22 protein-coding genes and 1 tRNA gene are annotated in these 25,121 nt (G+C 65.0%); 10 read left to right on the top strand and 13 right to left on the bottom strand.

Going from position 1 to position 25,121, the window contains the following annotated elements; genetic code table 11:
• Window positions 1-38: 38 nt before the first annotated feature.
• Window positions 39-539, bottom strand: coding sequence for a hypothetical protein (locus ACQY46_RS03495; RefSeq protein WP_428698921.1), 501 nt, complete (start codon window positions 537-539; stop codon window positions 39-41).
• A 332-nt stretch (window positions 540-871) separates the two neighbouring features.
• Between ACQY46_RS03495 and ACQY46_RS03490 the strand changes: the two genes are divergently transcribed.
• Both ACQY46_RS03490 and ACQY46_RS03485 read left to right on the top strand, forming a co-directional pair.
• Window positions 872-1,246, top strand: a complete 375-nt coding sequence (locus tag ACQY46_RS03490; protein ID WP_428698920.1) for a DUF6152 family protein — start codon at window positions 872-874, stop codon at window positions 1,244-1,246.
• A gap of 27 nt (window positions 1,247-1,273) precedes the next feature.
• Window positions 1,274-1,777: a DUF2214 domain-containing protein gene (locus ACQY46_RS03485; RefSeq protein ID WP_428698919.1), complete on the top strand. Its 504-nt coding sequence runs from the start codon at window positions 1,274-1,276 to the stop codon at window positions 1,775-1,777.
• 34 nt (window positions 1,778-1,811) lie between these two features.
• Here the strand turns inward: ACQY46_RS03485 and ACQY46_RS03480 are convergent, their stop codons facing one another.
• Both ACQY46_RS03480 and ACQY46_RS03475 read right to left on the bottom strand, forming a co-directional pair.
• Window positions 1,812-2,837 (bottom strand): amino acid ABC transporter substrate-binding protein, encoded by a 1,026-nt coding sequence (locus ACQY46_RS03480; RefSeq protein ID WP_428698918.1) that lies wholly within the window; start codon window positions 2,835-2,837, stop codon window positions 1,812-1,814.
• 72 nt (window positions 2,838-2,909) lie between these two features.
• A complete protein-coding gene (locus tag ACQY46_RS03475) occupies window positions 2,910-3,890 on the bottom strand; it encodes a N(4)-(beta-N-acetylglucosaminyl)-L-asparaginase (protein ID WP_428698917.1) in 981 nt (326 codons plus the stop codon).
• A gap of 251 nt (window positions 3,891-4,141) precedes the next feature.
• Here ACQY46_RS03475 and ACQY46_RS03470 point away from each other — a divergent pair, with 251 nt between their 5' ends.
• Window positions 4,142-4,843 carry a GntR family transcriptional regulator gene (locus ACQY46_RS03470; protein ID WP_428698916.1) on the top strand — a complete coding sequence of 234 codons (702 nt, stop codon included), beginning with the start codon at window positions 4,142-4,144 and terminating at the stop codon, window positions 4,841-4,843.
• Between the two features lie 25 nt (window positions 4,844-4,868).
• On the opposite strand, the gene ACQY46_RS03465 is transcribed toward ACQY46_RS03470, so the two are convergent.
• Window positions 4,869-5,273, bottom strand: a complete 405-nt coding sequence (locus tag ACQY46_RS03465; protein ID WP_428698915.1) for a DoxX family protein — start codon at window positions 5,271-5,273, stop codon at window positions 4,869-4,871.
• A gap of 233 nt (window positions 5,274-5,506) precedes the next feature.
• On the opposite strand from ACQY46_RS03465, the gene ACQY46_RS03460 reads away from it, so the two are divergent.
• Both ACQY46_RS03460 and ACQY46_RS03455 read left to right on the top strand, forming a co-directional pair.
• Entirely contained in the window at window positions 5,507-6,049 is a 543-nt protein-coding gene (locus ACQY46_RS03460; protein WP_428698914.1) for a MarR family winged helix-turn-helix transcriptional regulator, read from the top strand.
• A 388-nt stretch (window positions 6,050-6,437) separates the two neighbouring features.
• Window positions 6,438-9,623 carry an autotransporter outer membrane beta-barrel domain-containing protein gene (locus tag ACQY46_RS03455; protein ID WP_428698913.1) on the top strand — a complete coding sequence of 1,062 codons (3,186 nt, stop codon included), beginning with the start codon at window positions 6,438-6,440 and terminating at the stop codon, window positions 9,621-9,623.
• A gap of 196 nt (window positions 9,624-9,819) precedes the next feature.
• Here ACQY46_RS03455 and ACQY46_RS03450 read toward each other — a convergent pair whose 3' ends face one another.
• The 3 genes from ACQY46_RS03450 to ACQY46_RS03440 all read right to left on the bottom strand — a co-directional run bounded on the left by ACQY46_RS03450 (window position 9,820) and on the right by ACQY46_RS03440 (window position 12,134).
• Window positions 9,820-10,812: an SRPBCC family protein gene (locus tag ACQY46_RS03450; RefSeq protein WP_428698912.1), complete on the bottom strand. Its 993-nt coding sequence runs from the start codon at window positions 10,810-10,812 to the stop codon at window positions 9,820-9,822.
• A 199-nt stretch (window positions 10,813-11,011) separates the two neighbouring features.
• Window positions 11,012-11,341 carry a DMT family transporter gene (locus ACQY46_RS03445; protein WP_428700400.1) on the bottom strand — a complete coding sequence of 110 codons (330 nt, stop codon included), beginning with the start codon at window positions 11,339-11,341 and terminating at the stop codon, window positions 11,012-11,014.
• Between the two features lie 10 nt (window positions 11,342-11,351).
• Window positions 11,352-12,134 carry a glutathione S-transferase family protein gene (locus ACQY46_RS03440; protein ID WP_428698911.1) on the bottom strand — a complete coding sequence of 261 codons (783 nt, stop codon included), beginning with the start codon at window positions 12,132-12,134 and terminating at the stop codon, window positions 11,352-11,354.
• Between the two features lie 130 nt (window positions 12,135-12,264).
• On the opposite strand from ACQY46_RS03440, the gene ACQY46_RS03435 reads away from it, so the two are divergent.
• Window positions 12,265-13,179 (top strand): LysR family transcriptional regulator, encoded by a 915-nt coding sequence (locus ACQY46_RS03435; protein ID WP_428698910.1) that lies wholly within the window; start codon window positions 12,265-12,267, stop codon window positions 13,177-13,179.
• Window positions 13,180-13,394: 215 nt separating this feature from the next.
• Here ACQY46_RS03435 and ACQY46_RS03430 read toward each other — a convergent pair whose 3' ends face one another.
• Complete coding sequence (locus ACQY46_RS03430; protein ID WP_428698909.1) at window positions 13,395-13,751, bottom strand: winged helix-turn-helix transcriptional regulator; 357 nt, start codon at window positions 13,749-13,751, stop codon at window positions 13,395-13,397.
• Window positions 13,752-13,873: 122 nt separating this feature from the next.
• Between ACQY46_RS03430 and ACQY46_RS03425 the strand changes: the two genes are divergently transcribed.
• Window positions 13,874-14,761, top strand: a complete 888-nt coding sequence (locus ACQY46_RS03425; RefSeq protein ID WP_428698908.1) for an NAD(P)-dependent oxidoreductase — start codon at window positions 13,874-13,876, stop codon at window positions 14,759-14,761.
• A 77-nt stretch (window positions 14,762-14,838) separates the two neighbouring features.
• A complete protein-coding gene (locus tag ACQY46_RS03420) occupies window positions 14,839-15,222 on the top strand; it encodes a hypothetical protein (RefSeq protein ID WP_428698907.1) in 384 nt (127 codons plus the stop codon).
• A gap of 517 nt (window positions 15,223-15,739) precedes the next feature.
• On the opposite strand, the gene ACQY46_RS03415 is transcribed toward ACQY46_RS03420, so the two are convergent.
• A complete protein-coding gene (locus tag ACQY46_RS03415) occupies window positions 15,740-16,474 on the bottom strand; it encodes an SDR family oxidoreductase (RefSeq protein ID WP_428698906.1) in 735 nt (244 codons plus the stop codon).
• 105 nt (window positions 16,475-16,579) lie between these two features.
• On the opposite strand from ACQY46_RS03415, the gene ACQY46_RS03410 reads away from it, so the two are divergent.
• Entirely contained in the window at window positions 16,580-17,482 is a 903-nt protein-coding gene (locus ACQY46_RS03410) for a LysR family transcriptional regulator (RefSeq protein WP_428698905.1), read from the top strand.
• A 156-nt stretch (window positions 17,483-17,638) separates the two neighbouring features.
• On the opposite strand, the gene ACQY46_RS03405 is transcribed toward ACQY46_RS03410, so the two are convergent.
• The 4 genes from ACQY46_RS03405 to ACQY46_RS03390 form a co-directional block, all read right to left on the bottom strand.
• A tRNA-Arg gene (locus ACQY46_RS03405) sits at window positions 17,639-17,715 on the bottom strand.
• A 187-nt stretch (window positions 17,716-17,902) separates the two neighbouring features.
• Window positions 17,903-19,117, bottom strand: coding sequence for a tryptophan synthase subunit beta (gene trpB / locus ACQY46_RS03400; protein ID WP_428698904.1), 1,215 nt, complete (start codon window positions 19,115-19,117; stop codon window positions 17,903-17,905).
• A 54-nt stretch (window positions 19,118-19,171) separates the two neighbouring features.
• A complete protein-coding gene (locus ACQY46_RS03395) occupies window positions 19,172-19,846 on the bottom strand; it encodes a phosphoribosylanthranilate isomerase (protein WP_428698903.1) in 675 nt (224 codons plus the stop codon).
• 14 nt (window positions 19,847-19,860) lie between these two features.
• The gene (locus ACQY46_RS03390) at window positions 19,861-22,143 is read right to left on the bottom strand and encodes an NADP-dependent malic enzyme (RefSeq protein WP_428698902.1); all 2,283 of its coding nucleotides are present in this window, start codon (window positions 22,141-22,143) and stop codon (window positions 19,861-19,863) included.
• Window positions 22,144-22,349: 206 nt separating this feature from the next.
• On the opposite strand from ACQY46_RS03390, the gene mutS reads away from it, so the two are divergent.
• Entirely contained in the window at window positions 22,350-25,082 is a 2,733-nt protein-coding gene (mutS, locus tag ACQY46_RS03385; RefSeq protein WP_428698901.1) for a DNA mismatch repair protein MutS, read from the top strand.
• The last annotated feature ends 39 nt before the right edge of the window (window positions 25,083-25,121 follow it).

Below are 25,121 nucleotides of genomic sequence, written 5' to 3'. Positions count from 1 at the left end.
AAATTCGCCAAGTCATCGCCAAGTCCGGCCGCATCCGTTCAAAGCGGCAATGGTGTCACCTTCACAAGCGTTTCAGCCAGATGCTCGGCATCGCTTTCCGTCACATCCCGGTCATTGACCGAGACCTCGATCTCCGGTCCCGCCTGCGGCGCGCCGCCATCCACTCGCCAGACAAGGCGCGCAACCAGGAAGGTCGGCTCGACCCGCAGCCATTCGATATCGACCGCAAGATACGCATCCGCTTCCGCTTCGTCACCCTTTGCAAGGGCGACGGCCCACCTGCGCTCCAGACCGGCCTTGAGCGCGCGGCATGCGGCGCCTCTCCAGTCTTCATTCCCGGCATTGCAGGAAACGACAATCGGTCGAGCCGAGCGTCCCGCCTGGGTCGTCCGCGATCCTGAAACTTCTGCCATTGTCCCCGATCCCGATCTCGATCCCGCGGCTACCAGTTTTCCGGCCGGCAAAGCCACTGCCAGCGAAGGCATCGCCAGTATTGCTGCAAAAGACAACAGGATCACTACCAGACTGCTCAGGATCACCGTCGGACTCGCTGCAATTTCCAATCGTCCCGCAACCGGGACTGCCGAAGCCAAATCTTCTTATATCAACAATCTCACCCTGCCGGACGGCCACAACAACCTCGTGACACTCCCGCTGCGAACCGCCTCCCGGATCCAGGCAAGCTAAGACAAACTGTCACTGGCAAGATCAACGTAACTGCCGGCACAGTCAAGGTTCGGCCTGAAAATCGCGCACCGGATGCCCCCCGGTCACCGCTTGACCGGCACGCCTACCCGCCTAGCTTTCAGGTGGAAGACGTCAACCGCCGGCGACCGATCGCCCCGGCAGGTCGAACAAGAGGATTACCGCCATGGGCCGTTCGCGCGTTCTTACCGGGCTTCTCGCCCTCTTCCTCCTTGCCGCCATCGGCCTTGAAGCCGGCGCCCATCACGGCTGGCGCTGGACGAGCGGCAAGAACATCGAACTGACCGGGATCATACGCGAGGCGCGGCTCGGCAATCCGCACGGGGTGCTGAAGGTCGATGCCGAGGGCGAGACGTGGACGGTGGAGGTCGGCCAGCCCTGGCGCAATACCCGCGCCGGGCTGAACGACGGCGACCTGGCGCCCGGCGTCGAGGCGGTCTTCATTGGCGAGCCGTCGGCCGATATCGGCGACCGGCTGATGAAAGCGGAGCGGATCGTCATCGGCGGGACGACCCACGACCTCTATCCCGGCCGCGACTGACGGCGCCGGACGGGCAGGGCGGGTGCGATGGAAACGCTGACGACATTCCTCGAGACCCTGCCCGTGGCGGAGTGGATGCGCGTCTCGCGCTGGGGCTACGCGCTGGCCAGCACGGCGCATGTCGCCGGCCTGGCGCTGCTGGTCGGCTCGATCCTGCCGCTCGACCTGCGTCTTCTGGGCATCTGGCGACAGGGCGTACCGCTGGCGCCGCTCATTCGGGTGCTGGTGCCCTGCGCGGCATCCGGCCTGGCGCTGGCACTGCCATCGGGCATTCTGCTGTTTCTTGCCGGACCGGCGGACTACGCGGCGACGCCGCTGTTTCTTGCCAAGATGGCGCTCGTCGCGCTCGGCATCGCATCGGCGCTGCTGACGCACGCATTGGCGGCAAGAGGCCGGCAACCCGATGCGGACATGGCAACGACGCTTGCAGGGCTTTCTCCCGGGCGGCTCAGGCTCGCCGGGGCGGTTTCGCTGGTTGCCTGGAGCAGCGCGCTCCTCTGCGGTCGCCTGCTGGCATTCACGGGAGAATGAGGGGCGAGCGGACTGCTCCGCCCGCCCCGGCACATCAGCGGATCGGCGGGGCGAACTGGATGCCGCCCTTCGACCAGAGCGCGTTAACGCCGCGCGGCAGTTGCATCGGGCTTCCGCTGCCCAGATTGCGTTCGAAGGATTCGCCGTAGTTGCCGACATGGCGGACAATGCGGGCGACCCAGTCATTGGTCAGGCCGAGGTTGTTGCCGAACTCGCCCTCGAGCCCGAGAAGCCGGCGGATCTCCGGATTGTCGGTGGAACCGGCGATCTCGTCGACATTGGCGCGCGTGAGGCCAAGCTCCTCCGCATTGACCATCGCGAAAACGGTCCAGCGGACGATGTCGAACCACACGTCATCGCCCTGGCGGACATAGGGGCCAAGCGGCTCCTTCGAGATGACGCCGGGCAGCAGCATGTGCGTGTCCGGCTCGGCCATCTTGAGACGATAGGAGACGAGCTGCGACATGTCCGTCGTCAGCGCGTCGCAACGCCCGCTTTCATAGGCCTTCACCGTGTCGTCGATGCTCTGGAAGGTGACGAGCTGGTAATCCATCCCGTTGACGCGGAAATAGTCGGCAAGGTTCAGCTCGTTGGTGGTGCCCTGCACGGTGCAGATCGAGGCGCCGTTCAGCTCCGCGATCGCCTCGACGCCGAGCGAACGGCGCACCTGGAAGCCCTGGCCGTCATAGTAGTTGACGGCGGTGAAATCGAGACCGATCCCGGCGTCCCGGCCGAGCGTCCAGGTGGTGGTGCGCGGCAGAACGTCAATCTCGCCGGTCTGCAGCGCCACGAGACGGTCCTTGCTCGACAGCGGCACGAAATCCGCCTTTTCCGGATCGTCGAAGATCGCCGCCGCGAGCGCCCGGCAGACGTCCACGTCGAGGCCGGTCCATTTGCCCTTGTCGTCGGCCATGCTGAAACCGGCGATGCCGGTGCTGGTGCCGCAGACCAGCCGTCCGCGTTCCTTGACGATGTCGAGTGTGCCCTTTGCCAGCGCCGCATTTCCAAGCAGCAGCGTTCCCGCCACCGCGACCGCCAGCCTGATGCCAGTCGATGCCATTCCATGTCCTCCGGTTGAGTGTTGTTTTCAGTTTCGCGAAAATGCGGCGCCATCGCCCGTGGAGAGGGAGCGCTAGAGGTTCATCACTTCGTAGCGGCCGTGGGCCGTCGGCTTCGGCGCCGGATCCTCGCTGATGATGACGATCTCCGCCGGCTCGGCACGGGGGGCGGGGTCGCCTTCACGCCAGATCCAGTAGTGGTTCTCCGGCAGCCCGTTGACGGCGACGACCTTGTGATTTCCCCGGGCATCGATGGCGTGAATGGTGACCCGGCCGACAAGACCGCCGACCAGCCGGCGCATGTCCTCGACCGCCTCGTAGACGGCCTCCCCGACGGAAAGTCCCATCTTCATGTAGAGCACGACGGCGCGCGAGGTGCCGGCACGAATGCTCATCTCGCCGACGCCGGTGCAGGCACAGGCACCATGGCGGCTGTCCGCATAGGACCCGGCTCCGATGATCGGGCTGTCGCCCAGCCGGCCGGGATATTTCCAGCCCCAGCCGGAGGTGCTCGTCGCCGCCGCGATGTCGCGGTTGCGGTCCTGACCGAGAAACACGGTGGTGTCGCGGCCAAGCTCAGGGTCGATCGCCTGGCGGCAGAGCTCGCGCATCGGAACATCCGGCCAGTCACGGCGGTCGGCCTCGCTCACCTCGGTCGCGAACCAGCGACGCCAGGCGTTTTCAGCGTGCGGCATCAGGAGTTCGCCGGCCTCGGCCCCGATCTCGGCGGCGAACCGGCGGGCGCCCTCGCCGACCAGCAACTCGTGCGGCAACTGCTCCATGACCTGGCGGGCAACGCTCACCGGGTGGAGAAAGCCGGTGAGGGCCCCAACGGCACCGGTCCGGAAGGTCGTGCCATCCATCACCGAGGCATCGAGCTCCACCGTTCCGAGAAGGTTCGGCCAGCCGCCGCGTCCGACCGTGCGCACGCTCTCGTCCGCCTCGACCAGGCGCAGGCCTGCCTCGAGCGCATCGAGCGCGGACCGGCCGTCGGCCAGCATCCCGGCAGACGCGGGAATGCCGCAGCCGCCCTCATTGTTGGACAGGACGATCATGCTTCAGGCGCTCTCACGTGTTTTTCTATTCTTTGCATATTGTATCCAATTATTCTGTTGGCAATCCAACCCGAGTTTCAACGGCTAGTCAACAGGATTTCCTTCCCGCGAGATGACGCCACGTCGTGCTTCGCCATTTTCAAACGATTATTGGATACAATATTTTCAGGCTGGAAAGGCTGCTATGATCGGCTTGAGACGAGCGGGCATCCCTTGCCCGACGAACACCGGACACGAGACACGATCTGCCGATGACATCCATCACCGCTTCCGAGACCGGCGCGGCCTTGCGCCGCAAGACAACAAGTGCCCAGATCGTCGACCTGCTGCGCGAACGCATTCTGGGCGGCGCCTTGCCCGAGGGGGTGCAGTTACGGCAGGAAAAGTTTGCGGCGGAACTGGGGGTCAGCCGCGTACCCGTGCGCGAGGCGCTGCACCAGTTGGAGGCCGAAGGGCTGGTGACCCTGGTGTCTCACAAGGGGGCCGTGGTCTCCGGCCTCTCCATCGACGACCTGGAGGAGACCTACGAGATCCGCGCACAGCTGGAGGCCTGGCTGCTCGAGCAATCGATGCCGCTTCTGGGCGAGCAGGACTATGCGCGGGCCGAAGCCCTCGTGGCCCGGATGGAGGGCGATCCCCGCGACGAAAGCTGGTCGGAGCTGAACTGGCGCTTCCACGCCGCGCTCTACGCGCCGGCGAACCGGCCGCGCACGCTGGAGCTTGTGCACAAGCTCTACCGCAATGCCTATCGGCACTTTCCCTTGCCGATCCGACTGACCGGCGGCCGCGAGCGGATGAACCGGGAACACCGGATGCTGGTCGACCTGTGCCGGAAGGGCGATGTCGACGGCGCCCGCGAGCACCTGACGACGCATATCCTGCTTGGCGCCCGCACGCTGATTTCCCGACTGAAGGCACTGCGCCAGAAAGAGGCGGCAAAAGACGGAAACTGATCGTCGGGATCGGCCGGGACGGCCCTCAGTTCGCGGCGCTCCGCCGGAAAGGAAACAGGGCCCGCAGGCGCGCGTCCCGCAGCCACAGCCCGCCCCACATGAACAGCCCGAGATAGAGGCTGAACAGAATGTGACTGAAGAGCGGGTTGTCGACGCGGATCTGGGTTGCCATGGCGCCACCCAGAAGCCCGGTCATCAGCACCGCGCCGAACAGGGCTGTCGCCGGCACAAGATAGAGAACCAGGCAGACGAGTTCGATCACGCCGATCATCAGGGCGTGGCGAACCGGCCAGCCCAGATCGCGCAGGGTGTCGCCGGCGACATCCATGCCGGCCAGCTTCGGCGTGATCGACGCGCCGGCCAGAAAGAGCGCGAAAAGCGCGGTCAGCACCCGGCCGCTCCAGAGCATCTGCGAGCCTGTCGTTTTCATCGGGACTTCGCCCCCTTCGTGTCTTCGGCAAGCTTGTCGGCGATGATCGACGTAGAATGTGATGCAGGGCCTTCGACGTCGGCATCCTGCGCCGGTTGCGGCCGTCCAAGTTGCCGGCCTTTCCATGCATCCGCCCCAACCGCCCCGAGAGGCTTGCGGGCAGGCAGGCGATAATTTATCTTTTCATCAAGATAAAGCAACCTGTCTTTTTGCCAGGATAAATGAGGGGCCCGATGCGCAACGATGACGAACCGGACAGGGTCGAGTTCCGTCGGCAGCAATGGACGAGGGAAATGCCAAACCTCGACACGCGCGGCATGGCCGTGCTCGGGCGGGCACGCACCATCACGCTCCGGGTTCGGCCGCAGATCGAGGCGGTCTTCGCCCGCCACGGCCTCGACACCGGCGAATTCGACGTTCTCTCCACCCTGTTGCGCTCCGGGCCGCCCTACCAGTTGCGCCCGACGGAGCTTTTCAATTCCCTGATGATCTCCTCGGGCGGACTGACCGCCCGCCTTGCCCGTCTGCAGAAAGCCGGATTGATCGAGCGTCCGGAAAGCACGTCCGACGGCCGCAGCCTGCCGGTGCGGCTCACCGCCGCGGGTCTCGCGCGGACACGGACGGCGGTGGAGGAGGACATGCGGCTGGAAGCGGAGCTCATCGCCGGCCTTTCGGACGCCGAGTTCACGACACTCGCGGCGCTCCTGCGCAAGCTGGCGAGAGCACTGGAGGAGGGGGAGGAAGACGGCAAGGAAGCACCCGGATCCGGGTCCTAGCGCCTCGCCGGCACGGCCCGCTCGGAGCGGTCGCGGATCACCTGCAGGACGGCGCCATGGACGTCCTTCAGGAAAACCCATCCCCGGAAACCGCCAGAGGCATTCTTCGATCTGGTCGACGAAGGCCTCGTGGCGGAATGCGACAGGTTCAAAGGGCGGGCCGACAGGGGCTGATGAAGATGCCGGGGCGGCCACCCGCCCGGCGTGGCGGACGATATCGCAGACGGAGGTGTCGCACGTCATCGGCGGCTCGCGGTGGTTGTGTTCTATCTCGTTGCAGATTATAGAGAATCTCCCACCTTCGCGCTTGTACTCCCGCCTTGCAATCTGGCATTGGCCCAGACGCCCCCGCCTGAACCTGCCCTCCCCCGAACCTGCCGGAGTCCCCGTGTCCACTTCCCCCCGTCCGCTTTTTCTCGCCCTTTCCACCCTGGCGCTCCTCTCCGCCACGGCTCTTTCGCCAGTTGGCCACCGGGCGCAGGCAGCGGGAACGAACGGCGCGGACGGGACCTCCATCGGCCTCAATGACACGCCATCGATCGCGTCCACGACCACCGGCCTGGACGGCACTGCCACCCTTGCCGGGCAGGCCGGCATCGCGGCGGGCGACAGTTTCGATGTGAATATCGGCGCTACCAACGTGACGATTACCATTCACGCGGGCGATACCCTCACCGACATCGCGAACAAGATCTCCGCCGTTGCCGGCGTGACGGCCAGCGCGACGACCACGGGCACGAACGACGTCCTGACGATCCGCACCGAGACCGTGAACGACGCCTTTCGCCTCCACAACAACAACAATGTTCCCCTCACCGCCATTGGCCTCGGCACCCTGGTTGCCGGCGGGCGCGGCATCGACCCGGTCACCACGCCGGGCGGCAATGGCGGAGACGGCGGGGAAAGCCGCCTTCTCAACCACCCTTTGGTTCCCGTCTATTTCAGCGGCAACGAGATCGGCGGCGATGGTGGCGATGGCGGCACCACCGCCTACAACCTCACGCCCACCGCTGGCGGAAACGGCGGCAATGGCGGCCATGCCGTCCATCTTCGCAACAACAGTTTAGCCCGGCTTTTCGTGGAAAGCGGTGCGACGCTGCAGGGCGGTGACGGCGGCGCGGGTGGCGCTGGCAGCGGCGGCGGGGCGAACGGCGCAAACGGGGCCGGCGGCACCGGCATCCGGCAGGACGCCATTGGCACAGGTGGTGCGTGGATCGTCGTCGAGGGCACCGTCGCCGGCGGGCTTTCCGGCGACGGCACGACCCGGGCGGAGGCGATCCATCTCGTCAATTCCGGGAACAGGCTGACCCTGACGAGCACCTCGTCGCTGATCGGCGACGTCACGCTCGGCACAAGCGACAACACGCTGGAGCTCAGCGGGACCGGGTCGGAAGACGCGAACTTCCGGGGCGTGCAGTTCCTTGAGGCCAATCCCGGCGCGACCTGGACGCTCTCCGGCAATATCGACCCGCTTGGCAGCGCCGTCACGGTCGGCACCAACACCAATTCGACGATCAACGTCACCGGCGTCCTCGACACGACGACCCTTGTCAAGAACGGCGAGGGCACGCTCTATCTCGGCAGCGCCCATTCCTTCACCGGCGGGATCACCGTCACCGGGGGCGTGCTTGCGGGGACGGGAGCAAGCCTTGACGGCGACATCGCCAACTCCGCAAGTGTCATCTTCCGCCAGACGACGGACGGCACCTATTCCGGCAACCTTTCCGGGACGGGGACCATGACCAAGGAAGGCGCCGGCACGCTCGAGCTCACCGGAGCCAACACCTATGGCGGCACCACCACCGTGTCCGGGGGCATCCTGCGCGCGGGCACCGCGAGCGCCTTCGCGCAGAACAGCGCCTATTCCCTCATCGGCGGAACGCTGGACCTCAACGATCACGACCTGACAGCCGCCTCGCTGACAGGGTCGGGCAACGTGGACCTGGGCTCAGCTACGCTGACCCTCGACACGCCGGGAACCGGCACGTTCGCAGGCGTCATCTCCGGAGGAGGGGCGCTGACCAAGACCGGCACGGGCACCGCCATCCTGACGGGAACCAACACCTATGCCGGCGGGACGACGGTCAGTGCCGGCGGGCTTCTCGTGAACGGCGCGATCGGGGATGTCACCGTCGCCGGCGGCGCGGTTCTGGGTGGCTCGGGCACGGTGGGCAACATCACGGCGAGCGGCACCGTCGCAACCGGCAACTCCATCGGCACGCTCAACGTTGCCGGCGACGCGTCCTTCCTTGCAGGCTCGACCTATCAGGTGGAAATCAACGCCGCCGGCCAGTCCGATCTTCTCGCGGTCTCGGGCGCGGTCACCATCGCGGCAAGCGGAACCACGCTCGATATTCTGGGCGCACCGGGAAGTTACCCCTTCCTGCAAAGCTACACCGCCCTGACGGCCGCCGGGGGGATCAACGGCACCTTCGAGACCGTCCGGGACGACCTTCCCGATCTCGACCTGCGCGCCAGCTACACCGGCAACGAACTCGTCCTCTCCTACAACCGCGCCGACCGGGACTTCTCCGCCAAGGAGATCTTCCCGTCCGGCACGGCCGCCGGCCTCAATGCCGCGCTCGGCTTCTCCGGCGCGCTGCGCCAGCGGGGCATGGCCGGCGCGCTCGGCGGCAGCGGCCAGGGGGCCGGGGCGCTCGGCGATCTCGCGCTCGGCTATGTTCCGCGTCGGCAGGCCGCTTCACCCGCCAGCCGTGTCATCCGCCCCGACCACGAGGCCACCTGGGCCATGTGGGGCATGGCGACCGGCAGCCTGACGCGGGTCGGTTCCTCCGGAACATCCGCTGGATGGAACACGAAACTCGCGGGCTTTACCGCCGGCTTCGAACGGGCCGTCGAGACGGACAATCTCAGCGGAACGCTGGGCTTCGCCGGCGGCTTCAGCGGTGGCAACCTGGAAAGCGGCACGGCCAGGGGCGACATGGCAGGCTGGTTCGCCGGCCTCTATGGCGGCCTGAGCGCAGGCGCGCTGTCGCTCTCCGCCTCCGCGGCCGGCGCCTGGCAGACCTATGACTACAGCCGCGCGACCGGCGCCGCCATCGCCACCAGCTCCACCGACGGCTACTCGCTCGCAGGATCGGCGGAAGCCTTCTACGACATGATGGCGGGCACCGCGCACCAGTCCTCGCTCCGCTTCGGCCCGTTCGCCTCGCTCGACGCCGCCCACACCTCGCAGGACGGCTTCATGGAAACCGGCGCCGGCGTGCTGAACCTGACGGTTCAGGGCACGGAAGCGAGCCAGGCTGTTTCCGGACTGGGCTTGCGGCTCGGCCTGAACCGGCCGGTCGGAACGGCGACCTTCTCGCTCGAGGGCAATCTCGGCTGGCAGCATCTCTTCGGCGACACACGCGTGGCGTCCGTATCGAGCATTGCCTTCGCCGGTGTCGATTTCGGTGCCGCCTCCGCCGAACAGGAGCGGGACCGGCTGTCGCTCGGGCTCGGCGCGGCGATGCGGCTGGACACCGGCCTGACGACCCACATCCGCTACCAGGGGCACGTCTCCGGGTCGGGGTCGGAACATTCGGCAAGCGCCGGTCTCACCTACCGCTTCTAGGATCAGGACTGAAGCCTTTCAGGAGCTTGCGACGCTTAACGCCCGTGCAAATTCGCCCGATCCGAAGGACGTTCGATCTGACGGCGATCTGCGGCGTCAAGACTCTCGACCGGGGCGCCAGCCCCGCTCCTCGAGCCTTTCCTGGCATCTCTTGTCATATCAAACGCCATTTTCGTCAATTTAACGGATCCGGGTCCTAGCGCCTCGCCAGCACGGCCCGCTCGGAGCGGTCGCGGATCACCTGCAGGACGGCGCCATGGAAATCCTTCAGGAAAACCCATCCCCAGAAATCGCAATAGGCATTCATCGGAGTGACGATGCGATACTGCGTGGCCAGCGTCAGCCGCGTGCGACCGCCGGGAAGCGGCTCCAGCAGATAGTTGCCGGTCGCCAGTTTCAGGTAGGAGCTGTCGACATCGATATGGGCATCGATTGCGGCCGGAATCGATTCAGGCCCGAAACGGAAATCCCAGGCCAGATAGCTGTTCTCCTCCCAGGCTGTCACGACTTCCTGAAATCGTACACCCTGCGTCCAGCGCAAGTGCCGCACGGCGCCTATGCCGCGCCCCTCCAGGCGGGCGTTCTCCGGGTGCGGGACGCCGACGATCCCGTGACTGAACGTGAAGGGGAGTTCGGACGCCTCCACATTCCTGATCTCGATCGTATTGCGCCACACCGTGTTCACCGGCGCGTCAATCTCGATCACAGTCCTGACCTCGCTCTGCTTTTCCGGGAAAACGAGAGCATGCTCGACGGGCAGGCCCAGCAGAGGCAGCACCATCACGAGACCCGTGGCCGACGGGCGCCGCAGCCGGCGCAGGACCCACAGGGTCGTGGCCGACCCGACGGCGGAACCGGCACCAAGCATCGGCGTGGCGACCACGATGCAGACCGCCCCCTCGCCCATGACCACGGCCGAGAGCACGAGCAGGATAGCGATCACAAACCAGCCATTGCGGATATGACGCCACTCGGTGGCCGTCGCGCGTGGATCGGCGAAAGCGGAAACCACGGCCGCGATACCCATCGGCAGCAGGAAAAGCCCGGTGACGAACGCTACCCCGCCCTCGACGGGTGCGCCCCATATGAGGAGATACAACAAGAGGCCGTAGACAATGGCCGGCAGCATCGAAATGCCAAAGCGGGTGCGAACCGCAACGGGCCCCAGGCCCTTGATGTCATCCGGCATCAGGAATGCCTCTCCCGCAAGGATTTCCAACGGCCCGGTTCCGCGGAGACGGGCTCGGTGCCGCTGGCGAAAGCCAGCCCGAAGAATCGCTTTTACAGAGCTGCGACCCGCGATTGCAAGGCGGGACACCGCCAGGCGGTTCCGGCCGCACGGGCAAGCGGAGCCGGATCATGCGGGAAACAGGGACGCCCCCTTTGCCTTACGCCGGCGCCAGCCGGAGCGCCACAATTCCGGCAAGGACAAGAATCACGCCGACGACACGGAAGGGATTGAGGGTCTCGCCAAACAGCAGGACGCCGAAGAATACGGTTCCGGCCGCACCTATCCCGGTCCAGACGGCATAGGCCGTTCCCACCGGCAACGCCTCCAACGCGCGGCCGAGGAGATAAACGAAGAGACCCAGGAAGACGAGCGAGGCAAGGCTCCAGCCCGGCCGGGTGTAACCCTCGGCATATTTCATGGAAACCGCCCAGGCGACGTCAAGGAAACCGGCAACGACAAGCGCTGTCCAGGCTGTTGTCTGGTTCATCATGCGCACCTCATGCTGCAAGCGTGAGCATGTGGGCATCGTGCCGCGCCAGGAACGCCCGCAGGCGTGCCGGGTAATCCGCATCGACCGCATCGCGCACGCTTTGCCGCGCCGACAGCGCGACACGCCAGGCACGAACAGCCGGCGTCCGGTCGAACACCCCGGTATCCGTGATCCCGTCGAAAACGTCGAAGTAGCGGAAGATCGGCGCAAAGACGGCATCGACCAGGCCAAACGCTTCGCCGGCGAAATAGGGCCCCTGGCCAAGCGTTTCCTCAACCCGCGCGAACCGGCCGACGAGGGCTTTCCTCTTCGTCTCATACGCGGCCGCATCCGATGTGGTCTCAAGCGTCCACAGATCGGCAAGAATGGCGGAGCCGAAATCCATCCAGGCCCGGTGCCGGGCACGTTCCAGCGGGTCGGCCGGATGCAGTTTCACGCCGGCTCCGGTCTCCTCGATATACTCGCAGATGACGTTGCTCTCGAAGAGCACGGCCTCCGGTCCGTCCGGCCGGGGCACCCGCAGGAGCGGCACCTTGCCGAGCGGCGAAAGCGGAGCGAACCAGTCAGGCCTGTCATCGAGGTCGATCATCACCCTCTGGAACGGGATGCCCTTCTCAAGCAGGGCGATCGCGGCGCGCTGCACATAGGGGCAAAGAGGGTGGCTGACGAGCGTCAGCCCGGAAGAGGGCTGTTTCCCCCTCGCAAGACGGCCTGTCGCGACGCCGGCGGACAGGTCGGCAACGGGGCGGGGAGTGTCCGGGTGCGGCCCGGTCGAGTGACGAATTCTCATGTCGAGTGCCTTTCGGAAGCGGAAGGACGTGCATCCCGGCACGATACTTCCGGCTTCCGGGCAATAGAATTTGAGTTTTCGCCAATCGTGTTTGCATGACTGCAAACGCACATGCCGCTATCAATGCCAGATGGACAATTGGAACGACCTCCGTCTGGTGCTTGCAATCGCCCGGGCAAGAGGACTTGCCGGCGCGGCGCTCAGTCTGGGCATCGATCACTCCACGGTCTTTCGGCGCCTGAACGCACTGGAGGGCAGGTTCTGCGTGCGGCTGTTCGAGCGCCTCGCCGGCGGTTGCTACGAGCCGACACCGGCAGGCGCGCTGATGGTGACAACGGCAGAACGGATGGAAGACGAGGCGCTCGCCCTCGACCGGGCACTCACGGGCCGCGACCACCGGCTCACCGGACGCCTCCGCGTCACGTCCTCGGAGACGCTCGCCTACCGGACGCTGACACGGCATCTCGCCAAATTTCGCGATGAGCATCCGGGCATTACCGTCGAACTTGTCATCGAGAACCGCATATTATCGCTGTCGCGACGTGAAGCCGACATCGCCCTGAGGCCGGTGCGGCCGAAGGAAAGCGACCTGTGGGGCCGCAAGCTCTCGGATGTTGCCTGGACACTCTATGGCTCGCCAGCCTATCTCGCCTCCCAGGGAGGGCGTCTTTGCGGCCCTGCCGAGCTTGCCCGTCATTCCGTGATTGGCTGGGAGGAAACCGCAAGGGGCATTCTCGCCGCCGACTGGATCGGTGCGGGCGTGCCCGATGCGGCCGTCGTTTTCCGCACGAACAGCCTCATCAGCCAGCTTGTCGCGACGCGAGCGGGCATCGGCCTCGCCCTGCTGCCATGCTATCTCGGCGATGGCGATCCCGATCTTGTCCGCGCCCTGGAAACACCCTTGCCCGAAATGTCCGGGGAATTGTGGATTGTCACCCATGAGGACCTGAAGGGCACTGCCAGGGTGCGGGCGTTCTTCGATCTCGTCGGCAGCGGCCTCGCAGCGGAACGCGACAGGTTCGAAGGGCGGACCGGCGGGAACTGACGCGGGCGCCAGTGCCAGCCACTCGCGGCTGTAGTCGTCAACCACGGCCAGAACCCGGAAGCGAGGGCCGTCCGTGAACGCGTCCGACACAAAGTCCAAGCTCCATCGCTCGTTTGGTGAGCGGATGCGCCGCGCTTTCCACAGGCGCAAGGGCGATTCGGTGGCGAACATTTCCGTTCCGGGATCGGGGAACCGGACGCAGAGCGCGGCGGGCGTCAGACCGGAGCGCGCGCATCCGACTGAATCGCATGGTCCACCTCACGCCCTGGGAAACGCTCGTGCCAATCGCAGAATGCAGCCGCCGCGCGATTCAGTGCGGCCCCGCGCTCGGTGAGCGAATACACAACTTTGGCCGGAACGTCGTCATGAACCGTACGGTCGACAAGGCCGTGAGCCTCCAGTTCGCGCAGCGTCTGTGCGAGCATCTTTTCGCTGACCGCCGGTATCGACTGCCTTAACCGGCCGAACCGGCGCGGGGCCTTGCCGAGCTCGCACAGAACATCCGGCTTCCACTTGCCTGTCACCGCCTTAAGGGCGGCTGCGAGGCCGCATTCTTCGCTGCTGTCAGTCATCTTTCTCCCTTACCGGTCGGTAACCACTAACCTCTTGGTGCGTATTGTGGACGCCGCGGACTTCACCAAATCTCCACCGACCAATCGGGCGGCGCTCTGCGCCAACAACATGGAGTTTGGCAATGAAACCTTCAATCAGCATCATTGGCACGGGACGAATGGGATCGGCCCTGGCACGGACGTTGCTCCGCGCCGGGTATCCGACCACCGTCTTCAACCGGAGCCGCAGCAAAGCCGAAGCCCTTGCCGGCGACGGCGCGGTGGTGGCCCAGTCGATGGTGGAAGCGGTGTCCGTCTCGGACATCGTCATTGTCAATGTGAGCGTCTATGAAGCCACCGGCGAGCTTTTCAAAGCTGACGAAGCCGACCGGGCTCTTGCCGGCAAGACGGTGATCGAACTGACATCGGGAACGCCCGATGGCGCACGCACAAGCGCGACATGGTTTGGCGAGCAAGGCGCGCGTTTTCTCGACGGAGCGATCCTGGCCAGTCCGGACCTCATCGGAACGCCAACCGGAGCGATCCTCGTATCGGGGCCGCGCCAGACCTTCGAGACGGTGAAAGGCGTGCTGGATGTCCTCAGTGAGAACACGCAGCATGTGGGAGAAGATCCCGGGCTGGCCAACGCGCTCGACAGCGCCGTCCTGGCGTTGATGTGGGGTGCGCTGTTTGGAGCCTTGAACGCCGTTTCCGTCTGCCGGGCCGAAAATATCGCGCTTGCCGAACTTGGCCGTCAGTGGACTGTCACGACGCCGGTCGTTGGCGGCCTCGTCGCCGATCTTATCGCCAGGGCCGATGTCGGCCGATACAAGGCAGACGACGATACGCTCGCATCCGTGTCGCCACACTACGGGGCCTTCCGGCATCTGCTCGAGCTCATGGAAACCCGCAACATCGATAGAAGCATCGTCCTCGGCTACGATGCTATCTTCCAAAGAGCCATCTCGGCGGGTCACCTTCACGATGACTTCTCGTCGCTCTCGCAGTTCATGGAGGCGCCCGCCGGCTGAAATTTGTGGGAGGCAGCTCGAGGTTCTGCCGCCGTCTCAGGAGCATCCGCGGCGACTTTTACCAACCAGTTCCGGACGTGTCGCACGGTTTCAGGATCAACATTCGCCGCGAGTTCGCGTTCGAGCGCATGAATTTGCTTTCGCGCCAGATTGAGACGCCGGCGTCCTTCCTCGGTAATTTCAAGTTGCAGGATACGACCGTGTACCGCATGGGGGCGGCGGGTAATCGCGCCGGCCGTTTGCAGCTTGGCGACGATCGCATTCACCGTCTGCGGCGTCAGCAAGGCCACGCGCGGTTTCAGACAATGGCACCGGACGCTTATGAACGCTTGGCCGGCCTCGGGAAAGCCGTCGATGCCTCCGGTCTGGACAAGGAGTTGACCAAACCGGTGAAGGTGCGGGTCTCGCTGAGGAACGCATGTACGTTCTGCACTGCGCTCCATCAGGGGATGCCCGCTTGATCTGAACCTGGCTGCAGTTTCAGGAGCGTTCCCGCCATTGCTCAAAGTCCTGCATCTCAAAGACAGCGCGAAGCCGAGGCAAACGCCGAAGTAGGTCGCCGTTTCCCGCCAACCCCGATCACGGAAATTGCCGTGACAACGTGGCTGGTCTCATGCTGATACGCCCATAGGTGACGGCACCAGTCTTTGAATTTCATGAAAAATGATTGGCGCACCCGACAGGATTCGAACCTGTGACCTCTGCCTTCGGAGGGCGTCTAGACGGTTTTCGCCGCTGTTTCTATAATCCACTGAAGGATACTTTGGCGTTTGTTTCTTTCTCTTGAATTTAGAACCGCTAGGGCGCGTCCGAAGTAGAACTCAGCCGCTGAGCTGTCCGGAAAATCGGGGCCGGAGGGCTTCGCGCTAAACCGGAAGAAACTCGGGTTGCAGGTCACAGAGCCTGTCGCATCAGTTAATCTACTACACCAAGAGGGGCGTCGATTTATCCCGGATGTTCATTGCCGCAAACGGTTCCTCAGACGAACCTTCCGCCACCGTCTATGTGCAGAACCTCACAATTCATATAACCGTTCGTCAAAAGAAATACGATTGCATGGCCGACCTCTTCTGGTCGTCCGACTCGCCCGACCGGTATTGCGCTAGCTGCCTTACTTAGTACTTCTGCGCGACCTTCGGCCCCAAATGCGTCATACAGAGGCGTATCAACAAACCCTGGAGCAATCACGTTCACACGAAGCGGCTTTAGCTCAAGCGCCAAGGAGCGCGCCAGGGCCTCAATCCCGCGGCAAGCCATTGCCATAAGCGAGGTGCCATTTCCCATCGGACGGTCGGAGAACTGACCTCCCATCAACACAATCGAGCCTGTGTCCTGAATATGCTCCACAGCCGCCTTCACAGCATAAAGCGAACCTGCAACATGTTCGGTCAATTCGATTAGCAACTGTTCCGGATCGGTTTCGGCTAGCAAACCGGCATGAATCCCTCCAGCCGTCAGGACAAGATGGTCGAATTTGCCAATAGCGTGGATTGCTGATTCAATACTCGAGCGATCCGCAACGTCTGCGGCAAATGTTTGCGCTCCTCCCAGCTGCGCGGCGGCCGTCCGGAGCCTTTCTTCGGAGCGGCCGATAATTGTGACCTCAGCTCCTTCACATTTTGCGGCCTTTGCTGCGGCCAAACCAATCCCGGAACTGCCTCCTACAATCACCACACGCTTGCCTCTCAAAGGATAACTGGGTTGCGTAATCATTTGCCGTCCTATTCGCATGTGACAGAAGATGCGAACATCTGATCTATTCCAGCTCGTTATTGAAGCATCTAAAGAAACATATGCCTTATTCAAAAAGGGAATGAGATGGATGCGTTCAGGTCTATGCGGGTATTCACTCGCGTTATCGAATTGAGGAGTTTCTCCGCCGCCGCGCGAGATCTGAACATCGGTCAGCCCACGGTTAGCAAAATGATTGCATCGCTCGAAACCGATTTGGGCGTGAAGCTGCTAAACCGAACAACAAGTCGATTGACGCCGACTGACGAGGGGATGCGATTTTATACACGCAGCAAAGTCATACTTGAGGAGTATGGTGAAGCCGTAGAGGAGGCGCGAGAGCATACCTGTTCGGTTGCAGGGCTGCTGCGGGTTAATGTTCCTGTAGGTCTGGGCGAGCTTAGGCTTAATGCCCTTTTTATGGATTTTCTGGAAACCTACCCGGAGGTTCAAATCGAAGTCCTCTTCAACGATCGGATTGTCGATTTGGTTGAAGAGGGCGTGGATGTTGCCCTGCGTCTTGGTGACAGTTTGCCGCCGGATGCCGTGGCACGGAAGATTGCTGTTTCTCCTCGCGTACTCGTGGCTTCCCCTTCCTACCTAGGCCGCACCTCTTGTATTCGCGAGCCAGGTGACCTAGCAGAAAAAAGCTACATCAAGTTCCTTGGAGCTGGTTACGGAGATACTATCGAACTGACTAACGAAGACCGTCATGTTGCCGTGCGAACGAACGGCCGTTACAAAGTTGGTAATTCACTTGCGCTTCGCGAGAGTTTGCTTCGTGGGCTGGGTTTCGGTTCAGCCCCAGCCTGGCTCGTCCAGGACCTGGTAGATGACGGGTCGCTCAATCGGCTGCTTGCCGGATGGGACATGCATCATCAGGCAATTCACGTGATTTACTCTTCCCGCCGCTATCTTCCCGCGAGAACGAGAGCTCTGGTGCAGTTTCTGACGGAGCGCATCCGGAAACTCCCGGGATGTTCCGCATAAAAGTCATCGCCTATGCAATATTCAATCTTTTAGCGCAGCCGAAAATTCACTTAAGAACCCGCGTTCGACTGCTTCCGTGGTGCTTCCGCGAATTAGATTCAGGGTCACCGAGATCGGATTAACCATTGTTATGTAGTTGAATTTTCGGTAGAAATTTGGCGCACCCGACAGGATTCGAACCTGTGACCTCTGCCTTCGGAGGGCAGCGCTCTATCCAGCTGAGCTACGGGTGCCTGGGGCGAAAAACGCCGTGAGCGGCCGCGCGTTGCGGCACTTGGCGAACGGATAGCCGATCCGCTGCCGCGAGGCAATTGTTTTGTCCCGCCCGCGCCAGGCAGCGGTCCCGACAAGGCGCAGTGCACGCATCTTGTGGAACGGTGATGCCCGGCCTGCCGCCGCCACCGGCCGGGCCGGTCTTTCTCAGAGATCGAAGCCGAGGATCTTGCCGACGGTGAAGACATCCTTGTCGCCGCGCCCGCACAGGTTCATGACGATGACCTGGTCCTTGCCCATGGTCGGAGCAAGCTTCATCACATGGGCCAGCGCATGGGCCGGCTCAAGCGCCGGGATGATGCCCTCGACCCGGGTCAGCAGCTTGAAGGCCTCGAGCGCCTCGTCGTCGGTCGCCGGCACATAGGTGACGCGGCCTGTCTCCTTCAGCCAGGAATGCTCCGGACCGATGCCCGGATAGTCGAGGCCGGCCGAAATCGAGTGCCCCTCGAGGATCTGGCCGTCATCGTCCTGCAGCAGATAGGTGCGGTTGCCGTGCAGCACGCCCGGCTTGCCGGCGCTGAGCGACGCGCAATGCTCCTCGCCGTCCAGCCCGCGACCGCCCGCCTCGACGCCATAAATGGCGACCTGCGGATCGTCGAGGAAGGGATGGAACAGGCCGATGGCATTGGAGCCGCCGCCGACAGCGGCGACGAGCGCGTCCGGCAGGCGGCCTTCCGCCGCCATCACCTGCTCGCGGGTCTCCTTGCCGATCACCGCCTGGAAATCGCGCACCATCTCCGGATAGGGATGGGGGCCGGCAGCCGTGCCGATGAGATAGTAGGTGTCGTCGACATTGGTGACCCAGTCGCGCAGCGCCTCGTTCATCGCGTCCTTGAGCGTGCCGGCACCGGCCGTCACCGGCACGATCTCGGCGCCCAGAAGCTTCATGCGGAACACGTTGGGCTTCTGCCGCTCGACATCGGTCGCGCCCATGTAGACGACGCAGGGCAGGCCGAAGCGGGCGCAGACGGTGGCGGTCGCGACGCCGTGCTGGCCGGCGCCTGTTTCGGCGATGATGCGGGTCTTGCCCATGCGCTTGGCCAGCAGGATCTGGCCAAGGCAGTTGTTGATCTTGTGGCTGCCGGTGTGGTTGAGCTCGTCGCGCTTGAAATAGATCTTCGCGCCGCCCAGTTCCTCCGTCAGCCGCTCGGCGAAATAAAGCGGCGAGGGGCGGCCGGTATAGTGGGCGTTGAGATCGTCGATCTCGGCCTGGTAGGCGGGATCCGCCTTGGCGTCCTTGTAGGCCTGCTCCAGGTCGAGGATCAGCGGCATCAAGGTCTCGGCGACATAGCGGCCGCCGAAAATGCCGAAATGGCCGCGCTCGTCCGGACCGGAGCGGAAAGTGTTGTGCTGGATCGTCATGCGTTCCGTCCCTGTTGCGCGGCCGGGCCGCCCGTGGGCGCGCCGGCCTTGTTCCTATTGCGGCCTGCCGGCCTGATCCGCGATGCCGGCGCGCGCCGCCGCGACAAAGGCCCTGACAAGTTCCGCGTCCTTGACGCCCCGGGCGCTCTCGACGCCAGACGACACGTCGACGTCGCGGACACCGCCGATGCGGATCGCCTCGCCGACCGTCGCCGTGTCGAGCCCACCGGAAAGCATGAGCGGAACGCCAAGGTCAAGGCCCTTGAGGATCCGCCAGTCGAAGCTGACGCCGTTGCCGCCGGGAAGCTCGGCCCCTTTCGGCGGCCTTGCATCGAAGAGCAGCCGGTCGACATGGGGCACATAGGGCGTTGCCGCCGCAAGGTCACCGGCGGATGTCACGCCCAGCGCCTTCATGATGCGGAGGCCGTGGCGCGCCTTCAACTCGGCGCAGCGCTCCGGGCTCTCGTGTCCGTGCAGCTGCAGCCAGTCCGGTCGCACGCCGGCGACAATGGCATCCACAAGTGCATCGTCCGCATCGACGGTGAGCACGACGATTTCCGCCTTGCCCCTTGCCCGCTCTGCAAGGCCGGCCGCCGTCTCCAGCGAAACGTTGCGCGGGCTCTTTGGAAAGAAGACGAGGCCGATCATGTCGGCCCCCGCTTCCAGCGCGGCGCGAAGCGTCTCTTCGGTCGACAGACCGCAGATCTTGACGAGGCCCCGCGCTTCCATGCCTTCCGCCCTTCTCACGTCACGTTGTAGGCGGCGATGGCCGCCATGTTGACGATGTCGCTGTCCTTGGCGCCGATGGGCAGGATCTGCACCGGCTTGTCGAGGCCGACGAGAAGGGGGCCGATCACCGTCGAGCCGCCGAGCTCCTGCAGCATCTTTGTCGAGATCGAGGCCGAGTGGAACGCCGGCATGACCAGCACGTTGGCCGGTCCCGTCAGGCGGCAGAAGGGATAGGCCGCCATCTTGTCCATGTTGAGCGCAACATCGGCGCCCATCTCGCCATCATACTCGAAATCGACGCGCCGCCGGTCGAGGATCTTCACCGCCTCGATGACCTTCTCCGAACGCTCGCCGCGCGGATGGCCAAAGGTGGAATAGGCGAGCATGGCGATCCGCGGCTCGTAGCCGAGGCGGCGGGCGACATGTGCCGCCTCCTCGGCTATGTCGGCGAGTTCCTCGGAGGTCGGCATGTCGATGACGGCCGTGTCGGCGACCAGCACGGTGCGGCCTCGGCACAGGGCCAGCGACACGCCGATGACCCGGTGGCCGGGCTTGGCGTCGACGACGCTGCGCACCGTATCGAGGGCGACCGAATAGTTGCGGGTGAGGCCGGTGACCATGGCGTCGGCATCGCCGCGCGCCACCATGATGGCGCCCCAGTAATTGCGGTCGTTGTTGACGAGCCGCTGGCAGTCGCGCAGCAGGTAGCCGCGCCGCTGCAGCCTTGCATAGAGATACTCGGCGTAGTCGGCATTGCGGGTGGAGAGCCTGGCATTGAGCACCGAGATGCCGCCGCGCTCCAGATCGACGCCGGCAGCAGCCGCGACCTCGCGCACCTCGTCCTCGCGGCCGATCAGGATCGCCTCGCCGAGCCCCTGCGCGACAAAGCTCGCCGCCGCGCGGATCACCGGCTCCTCCTCGCCTTCGGCGAAGACGACGCGCTTGGGCTGCTGGCGCACCTTGGAGAAGATCCGCTGCAATGTGCCGGCAACCGGATCGCGGCGGGCGGAGAGCTGGTGGCGATAGGCCTCCATGTCGACGATCGGCCGGCGGGCGACGCCTGTGTCCATCGCGGCCTGGGCAACCGCCGGGGGGATCGCCGAGATCAGGCGCGGATCGAAGGGCACCGGAATGATATACTCGGGGCCGAATTTCGGCCGGTTGCCGCGATAGGCGGCAGCGACCTCGTCGGGCACCTCCTCGCGGGCAAGCTCGGCAAGCGCCCAGGCGCAGGCGACCTTCATCTCGTCATTGATGGTGGTGGCCTGCACGTCGAGCGCACCGCGGAAGATGTAGGGGAAGCCGAGGACGTTGTTGACCTGGTTGGGATAGTCGGAGCGTCCCGTGGCGACGATGGCGTCGTCGCGCACCGCATGCGCCTCCTCGGGCGTGACCTCCGGATCCGGGTTGGCCATGGCGAAGATGATCGGGTTCGGCGCCATCACCCGCAGCATGTCCTCGGTCAGCGCGCCCTTGACGGACACGCCGAGGAAGACGTCGGCGCCCTTCATCGCTTCGTAGAGGCTGCGCGCGTCCGTCTCCACCGCATGGGCGGATTTCCACTGGTTCATGCCCTCGGTGCGGCCCTTGTAGATGACACCCTTGGTGTCGCACAGGAGCACGTTCTCGTGCGGCACGCCCATCGCCTTGATCAGCTCGATGCAGGCAATGCCGGCCGCGCCCGCACCATTGCAGACGATGCGTGTCGTCGCCAGCTCGCGCCCGGTCAGGTGCAGCGCGTTGATCAGGCCGGCGGCGGCGATGATCGCAGTGCCGTGCTGGTCGTCGTGGAAGACGGGAATGTCCATCAGTTCGCGCAGGCGCTGCTCGATGATGAAACAGTCCGGCGCCTTGATGTCCTCAAGGTTGATACCGCCAAAGGAAGGGCCGAGATAACGGACGGAATTGACGAAGGCGTCGACGTCCTCGGTATCGATCTCCAGGTCGATGGAATCGACGTCGGCGAAGCGCTTGAACAGCACCGCCTTGCCCTCCATCACCGGCTTGGCGGCAAGCGCGCCGAGATTGCCAAGGCCAAGGATCGCCGTGCCGTTGGTGATCACCGCGACGAGATTGCCGCGCGTCGTGTAGTCGAAGGCGCGAGAGGGGTCCTCGGCGATCGCCCGAACGGGAACCGCAACGCCCGGCGAATAGGCAAGCGACAGGTCGCGCTGGGTCGCCATCGGCTTGGTCGGCGTTATCTCCAGCTTGCCGGGCCGGCCCTGCTGGTGGAACTGCAGAGCCTCCTGATCGGTAAAGCTGACATTGCTCTTGCCCGATTTGTCCGTCGTCGGCATTCCACCCCTCCACATCGACCTTGCCGCCGGATCGGCGGACGCAGACCTTATCCCCGGAAAATACCCCGCTCAACCCGCACGAGGGGGCACATCCGGTGAAAGCTCCTATTCCTTCTGCTAAACCACCGGTGCTGCCTGCCAGGGGGAAGCGGTCCCGTCATTTTCGGGTTTTCCGCAAGGGCCGGCCGAACTAGGGTCCAGATTGCATGGCCGACGATATCCAGACCCAAGACACCAGCAGCGCGCCGAAGACGCCCGCGCCGGATCTCGCCGGCATGACGCCGATGATGGCGCAGTATATCGAGATCAAGACGGCCAATCCCGACTGCCTGCTGTTCTACCGCATGGGCGACTTCTACGAGCTGTTCTTCCAGGACGCGGAGGAGGCCTCGCGGGCGCTGGGCATCACGCTGACCAAGCGCGGCAAGCATCTGGGCGAGGACATTCCCATGTGCGGCGTGCCGGTGCATGCCGCCGACGACTACCTGCAGAAGCTCATCTCGCTCGGCTTCCGCGTCGCGGTCTGCGAACAGACCGAGGACCCGGCCGAGGCCAAGAAGCGCGGCTCGAAGTCGGTGGTGCGGCGCGAGGTGGTGCGCCTCGTCACGCCGGGCACGCTGACCGAGGACCGGCTGCTCGAGGCGAGCCGCAACAACTATCTCCTGACGCTGGCGCGCGCCCGCACCGGCTCGCTCGACGGGGACACCGCCTACGGGCTTGCCTGGGTGGATATTTCCACCGGCGCCTTCCGGATCGCGACAAGCGACGCGCGCGGACTGTCCGGCGATCTCGCCCGCATCGACCCGCGCGAGGTGGTCGTCGCCGACACCCTGCTCGAGGACGCGGAGTTGCGCCGGATGATCGAGGAATCCGGCGCGGCGCTGTCGCCCGTGCCTCGCAGCCTCTTCGACAGCGCCACGGCCCCGGAGCGGCTTGCCCGCTACTACGGCGTCGCGACGCCGGAGGCATTCGGCAGCTTCTCCCGGCTCGAGCTGACGGCGGCGGCGGCGGCGGTTGCCTATGTCGAGCGCACGCAATATGGCGAGCGGCCGCCGCTCGACCCGCCCGCGGCGGAAGGCGCCAGCGCGCGCATGCTGATCGATCCGGCGACGCGCGCAAATCTCGAGCTGATGCGCACCCTGTCCGGCGAGCGCGCCGGTTCGCTGCTGTCCGTCATCGACCGCACGGTTTCGGGACCCGGCTCGCGCCTGCTTGCGGCACGGCTCGGCGGGCCGCTGACCGATATCGAGGCAATTCGCCAACGCCAGGACGCCGTCGAGCGGCTTGCCGGGGATACCTATCTGCGCGAGCGGCTGCGCGAGAAGCTGAAATCGGTGCCGGACATGGCCCGCGCCCTGTCGCGCATCGCCATGCAGCGCGGGGGACCGCGCGACCTCGTCGCGCTCGCCAGCGGACTTGCCGCGGCCGGCGAGATTGCGGCGCTGTTTTCCGGAGCGGAGGTGGAAGGCGCGGAACTCGGCGGGGCGCTGTCGGGAATCGCCGCCGCGCCGGCTGAGTTTGCCCGCGAGCTTGCCCTTGCCCTTGTCGACGAGCCGCCGCTGCTGGCCCGCGACGGCGGGTTTGTCGCCGAAGGCTATCTTGCCGATCTCGACGAGTTGCGCCGGCTGCGTGACGACAGCCGCAAGGTGATCGCGCAACTGCAGGGCGGGCTCATCGAGGAGCTCGCGATCCGGGCCCTGAAGATCAAGCACAACAACGTGCTCGGCTGGTTCATCGAAGTGCCGGCCACCCATGCCGACAAGCTGACCGCCGATCCGGCACGCTTCATCCACCGCCAGACCATGGCCGGCGCGATGCGCTTCACCACCACCGAACTGGCCGACCTTGAAAGCCGCATCGCCAATGCCGCCGGACGCTCGCTGGCGCTGGAGAGCGAGGTTTTCCAGCGCCTGTGCGCGGACGCTGTGACGGCCGGCGCGGCCATCAAGGGGGTCGCCGACGGACTTGCGGTGCTCGATGTCGCCGCCGGTCTTGCCCATCTGGCGGAGGAGGAGAACCATTGCCGGCCTCTCGTCGACGACAGCCTTTCATTCGCCATTGACGGCGGCCGCCATCCGGTGGTCGAGGCCGCCTTGAAACGGGAAGGCGGGGGTTTCGTCGCCAACGATGCCGATCTGGGTCCGGGCGAGGGGGACGAAGGCGGCCGGATCTGGCTGATCACCGGCCCCAATATGGCCGGCAAGTCGACCTTCCTGCGCCAGAACGCGCTGATCGCCATCCTTGCCCAGACCGGCGCCTTCGTGCCCGCTGTCTCCGCCCATATCGGCGTGGTCGACCGGCTGTTCTCGCGCGTGGGGGCGGCGGACGATCTTGCCCGGGGGCGGTCGACCTTCATGGTGGAGATGGTCGAGACGGCGGCGATCCTCAATCAGGCGGGACCGCGCTCGCTGGTGATCCTCGACGAGATCGGTCGAGGCACCTCGACCTTCGACGGGCTCTCCATCGCCTGGGCGGCCATCGAGCACCTGCACGAGGTCAACCGCTCGCGCGCGCTCTTCGCCACGCACTATCACGAGCTCACGGCGCTGTCGGCACGGCTCGACCGGCTCGCCAATGCCACTGTCAAGGTGAAGGAATGGCAAGGCGACGTCGTCTTCCTGCACGAGATCGTGGCCGGCGCCGCCGACCGCTCCTACGGCATCCAGGTGGCAAAGCTCGCCGGCCTGCCGGGCGCGGTGATCGAGCGGGCACGCGCGGTGCTGGCGCAACTGGAAGAACAGGACCGCAGGGCGCCGGGCGAACAGCTCATCGACGACCTGCCCCTGTTCGCGGCGCTGGCAGCACCGGCGCGCGTCGCAGCGGCGAAGACGCCCGATCCGGTTCTCGATGCGCTCGACGCACTCGACCCGGACGACCTGACGCCGCGCGCGGCGCTGGAGGCGCTCTATGCGCTCAAGCGGCAGCGCACGGGACACTGAACCGGCAGGAAACCGTCACAGGGGCGGTCACGGAACCGG

The organism is Stappia sp., assembly GCF_965276915.1.
GTDB lineage: Bacteria > Pseudomonadota > Alphaproteobacteria > Rhizobiales > Stappiaceae > Stappia.
The sequence above is the reverse complement of the archived record's forward strand: the minus strand, read 5'-3'. Positions and strand labels throughout refer to the sequence as shown.

Excerpts from the sequence above, each read along its gene's own strand:
- ACQY46_RS03490 (WP_428698920.1), top strand. The coding sequence starts at position 872 with ATGGGCCGTTCGCGCGTTCTTACCGGGCTTCTCGCCCTCTTCCTCCTT.
- ACQY46_RS03485 (WP_428698919.1), top strand. The coding sequence starts at position 1,274 with ATGGAAACGCTGACGACATTCCTCGAGACCCTGCCCGTGGCGGAGTGG.
- ACQY46_RS03480 (WP_428698918.1), bottom strand. The coding sequence starts at position 2,837 with ATGGCATCGACTGGCATCAGGCTGGCGGTCGCGGTGGCGGGAACGCTG.
- ACQY46_RS03475 (WP_428698917.1), bottom strand. The coding sequence starts at position 3,890 with ATGATCGTCCTGTCCAACAATGAGGGCGGCTGCGGCATTCCCGCGTCT.
- ACQY46_RS03470 (WP_428698916.1), top strand. The coding sequence starts at position 4,142 with ATGACATCCATCACCGCTTCCGAGACCGGCGCGGCCTTGCGCCGCAAG.
- ACQY46_RS03465 (WP_428698915.1), bottom strand. The coding sequence starts at position 5,273 with ATGAAAACGACAGGCTCGCAGATGCTCTGGAGCGGCCGGGTGCTGACC.
- ACQY46_RS03460 (WP_428698914.1), top strand. The coding sequence starts at position 5,507 with ATGCGCAACGATGACGAACCGGACAGGGTCGAGTTCCGTCGGCAGCAA.
- ACQY46_RS03450 (WP_428698912.1), bottom strand. The coding sequence starts at position 10,812 with ATGCCGGATGACATCAAGGGCCTGGGGCCCGTTGCGGTTCGCACCCGC.
- ACQY46_RS03445 (WP_428700400.1), bottom strand. The coding sequence starts at position 11,341 with ATGAACCAGACAACAGCCTGGACAGCGCTTGTCGTTGCCGGTTTCCTT.
- ACQY46_RS03440 (WP_428698911.1), bottom strand. The coding sequence starts at position 12,134 with ATGAGAATTCGTCACTCGACCGGGCCGCACCCGGACACTCCCCGCCCC.
- ACQY46_RS03435 (WP_428698910.1), top strand. The coding sequence starts at position 12,265 with ATGGACAATTGGAACGACCTCCGTCTGGTGCTTGCAATCGCCCGGGCA.
- ACQY46_RS03430 (WP_428698909.1), bottom strand. The coding sequence starts at position 13,751 with ATGACTGACAGCAGCGAAGAATGCGGCCTCGCAGCCGCCCTTAAGGCG.
- ACQY46_RS03425 (WP_428698908.1), top strand. The coding sequence starts at position 13,874 with ATGAAACCTTCAATCAGCATCATTGGCACGGGACGAATGGGATCGGCC.
- ACQY46_RS03415 (WP_428698906.1), bottom strand. The coding sequence starts at position 16,474 with ATGATTACGCAACCCAGTTATCCTTTGAGAGGCAAGCGTGTGGTGATT.
- ACQY46_RS03410 (WP_428698905.1), top strand. The coding sequence starts at position 16,580 with ATGGATGCGTTCAGGTCTATGCGGGTATTCACTCGCGTTATCGAATTG.
- trpB (WP_428698904.1), bottom strand. The coding sequence starts at position 19,117 with ATGACGATCCAGCACAACACTTTCCGCTCCGGTCCGGACGAGCGCGGC.
- ACQY46_RS03395 (WP_428698903.1), bottom strand. The coding sequence starts at position 19,846 with ATGGAAGCGCGGGGCCTCGTCAAGATCTGCGGTCTGTCGACCGAAGAG.
- ACQY46_RS03390 (WP_428698902.1), bottom strand. The coding sequence starts at position 22,143 with ATGCCGACGACGGACAAATCGGGCAAGAGCAATGTCAGCTTTACCGAT.
- mutS (WP_428698901.1), top strand. The coding sequence starts at position 22,350 with ATGGCCGACGATATCCAGACCCAAGACACCAGCAGCGCGCCGAAGACG.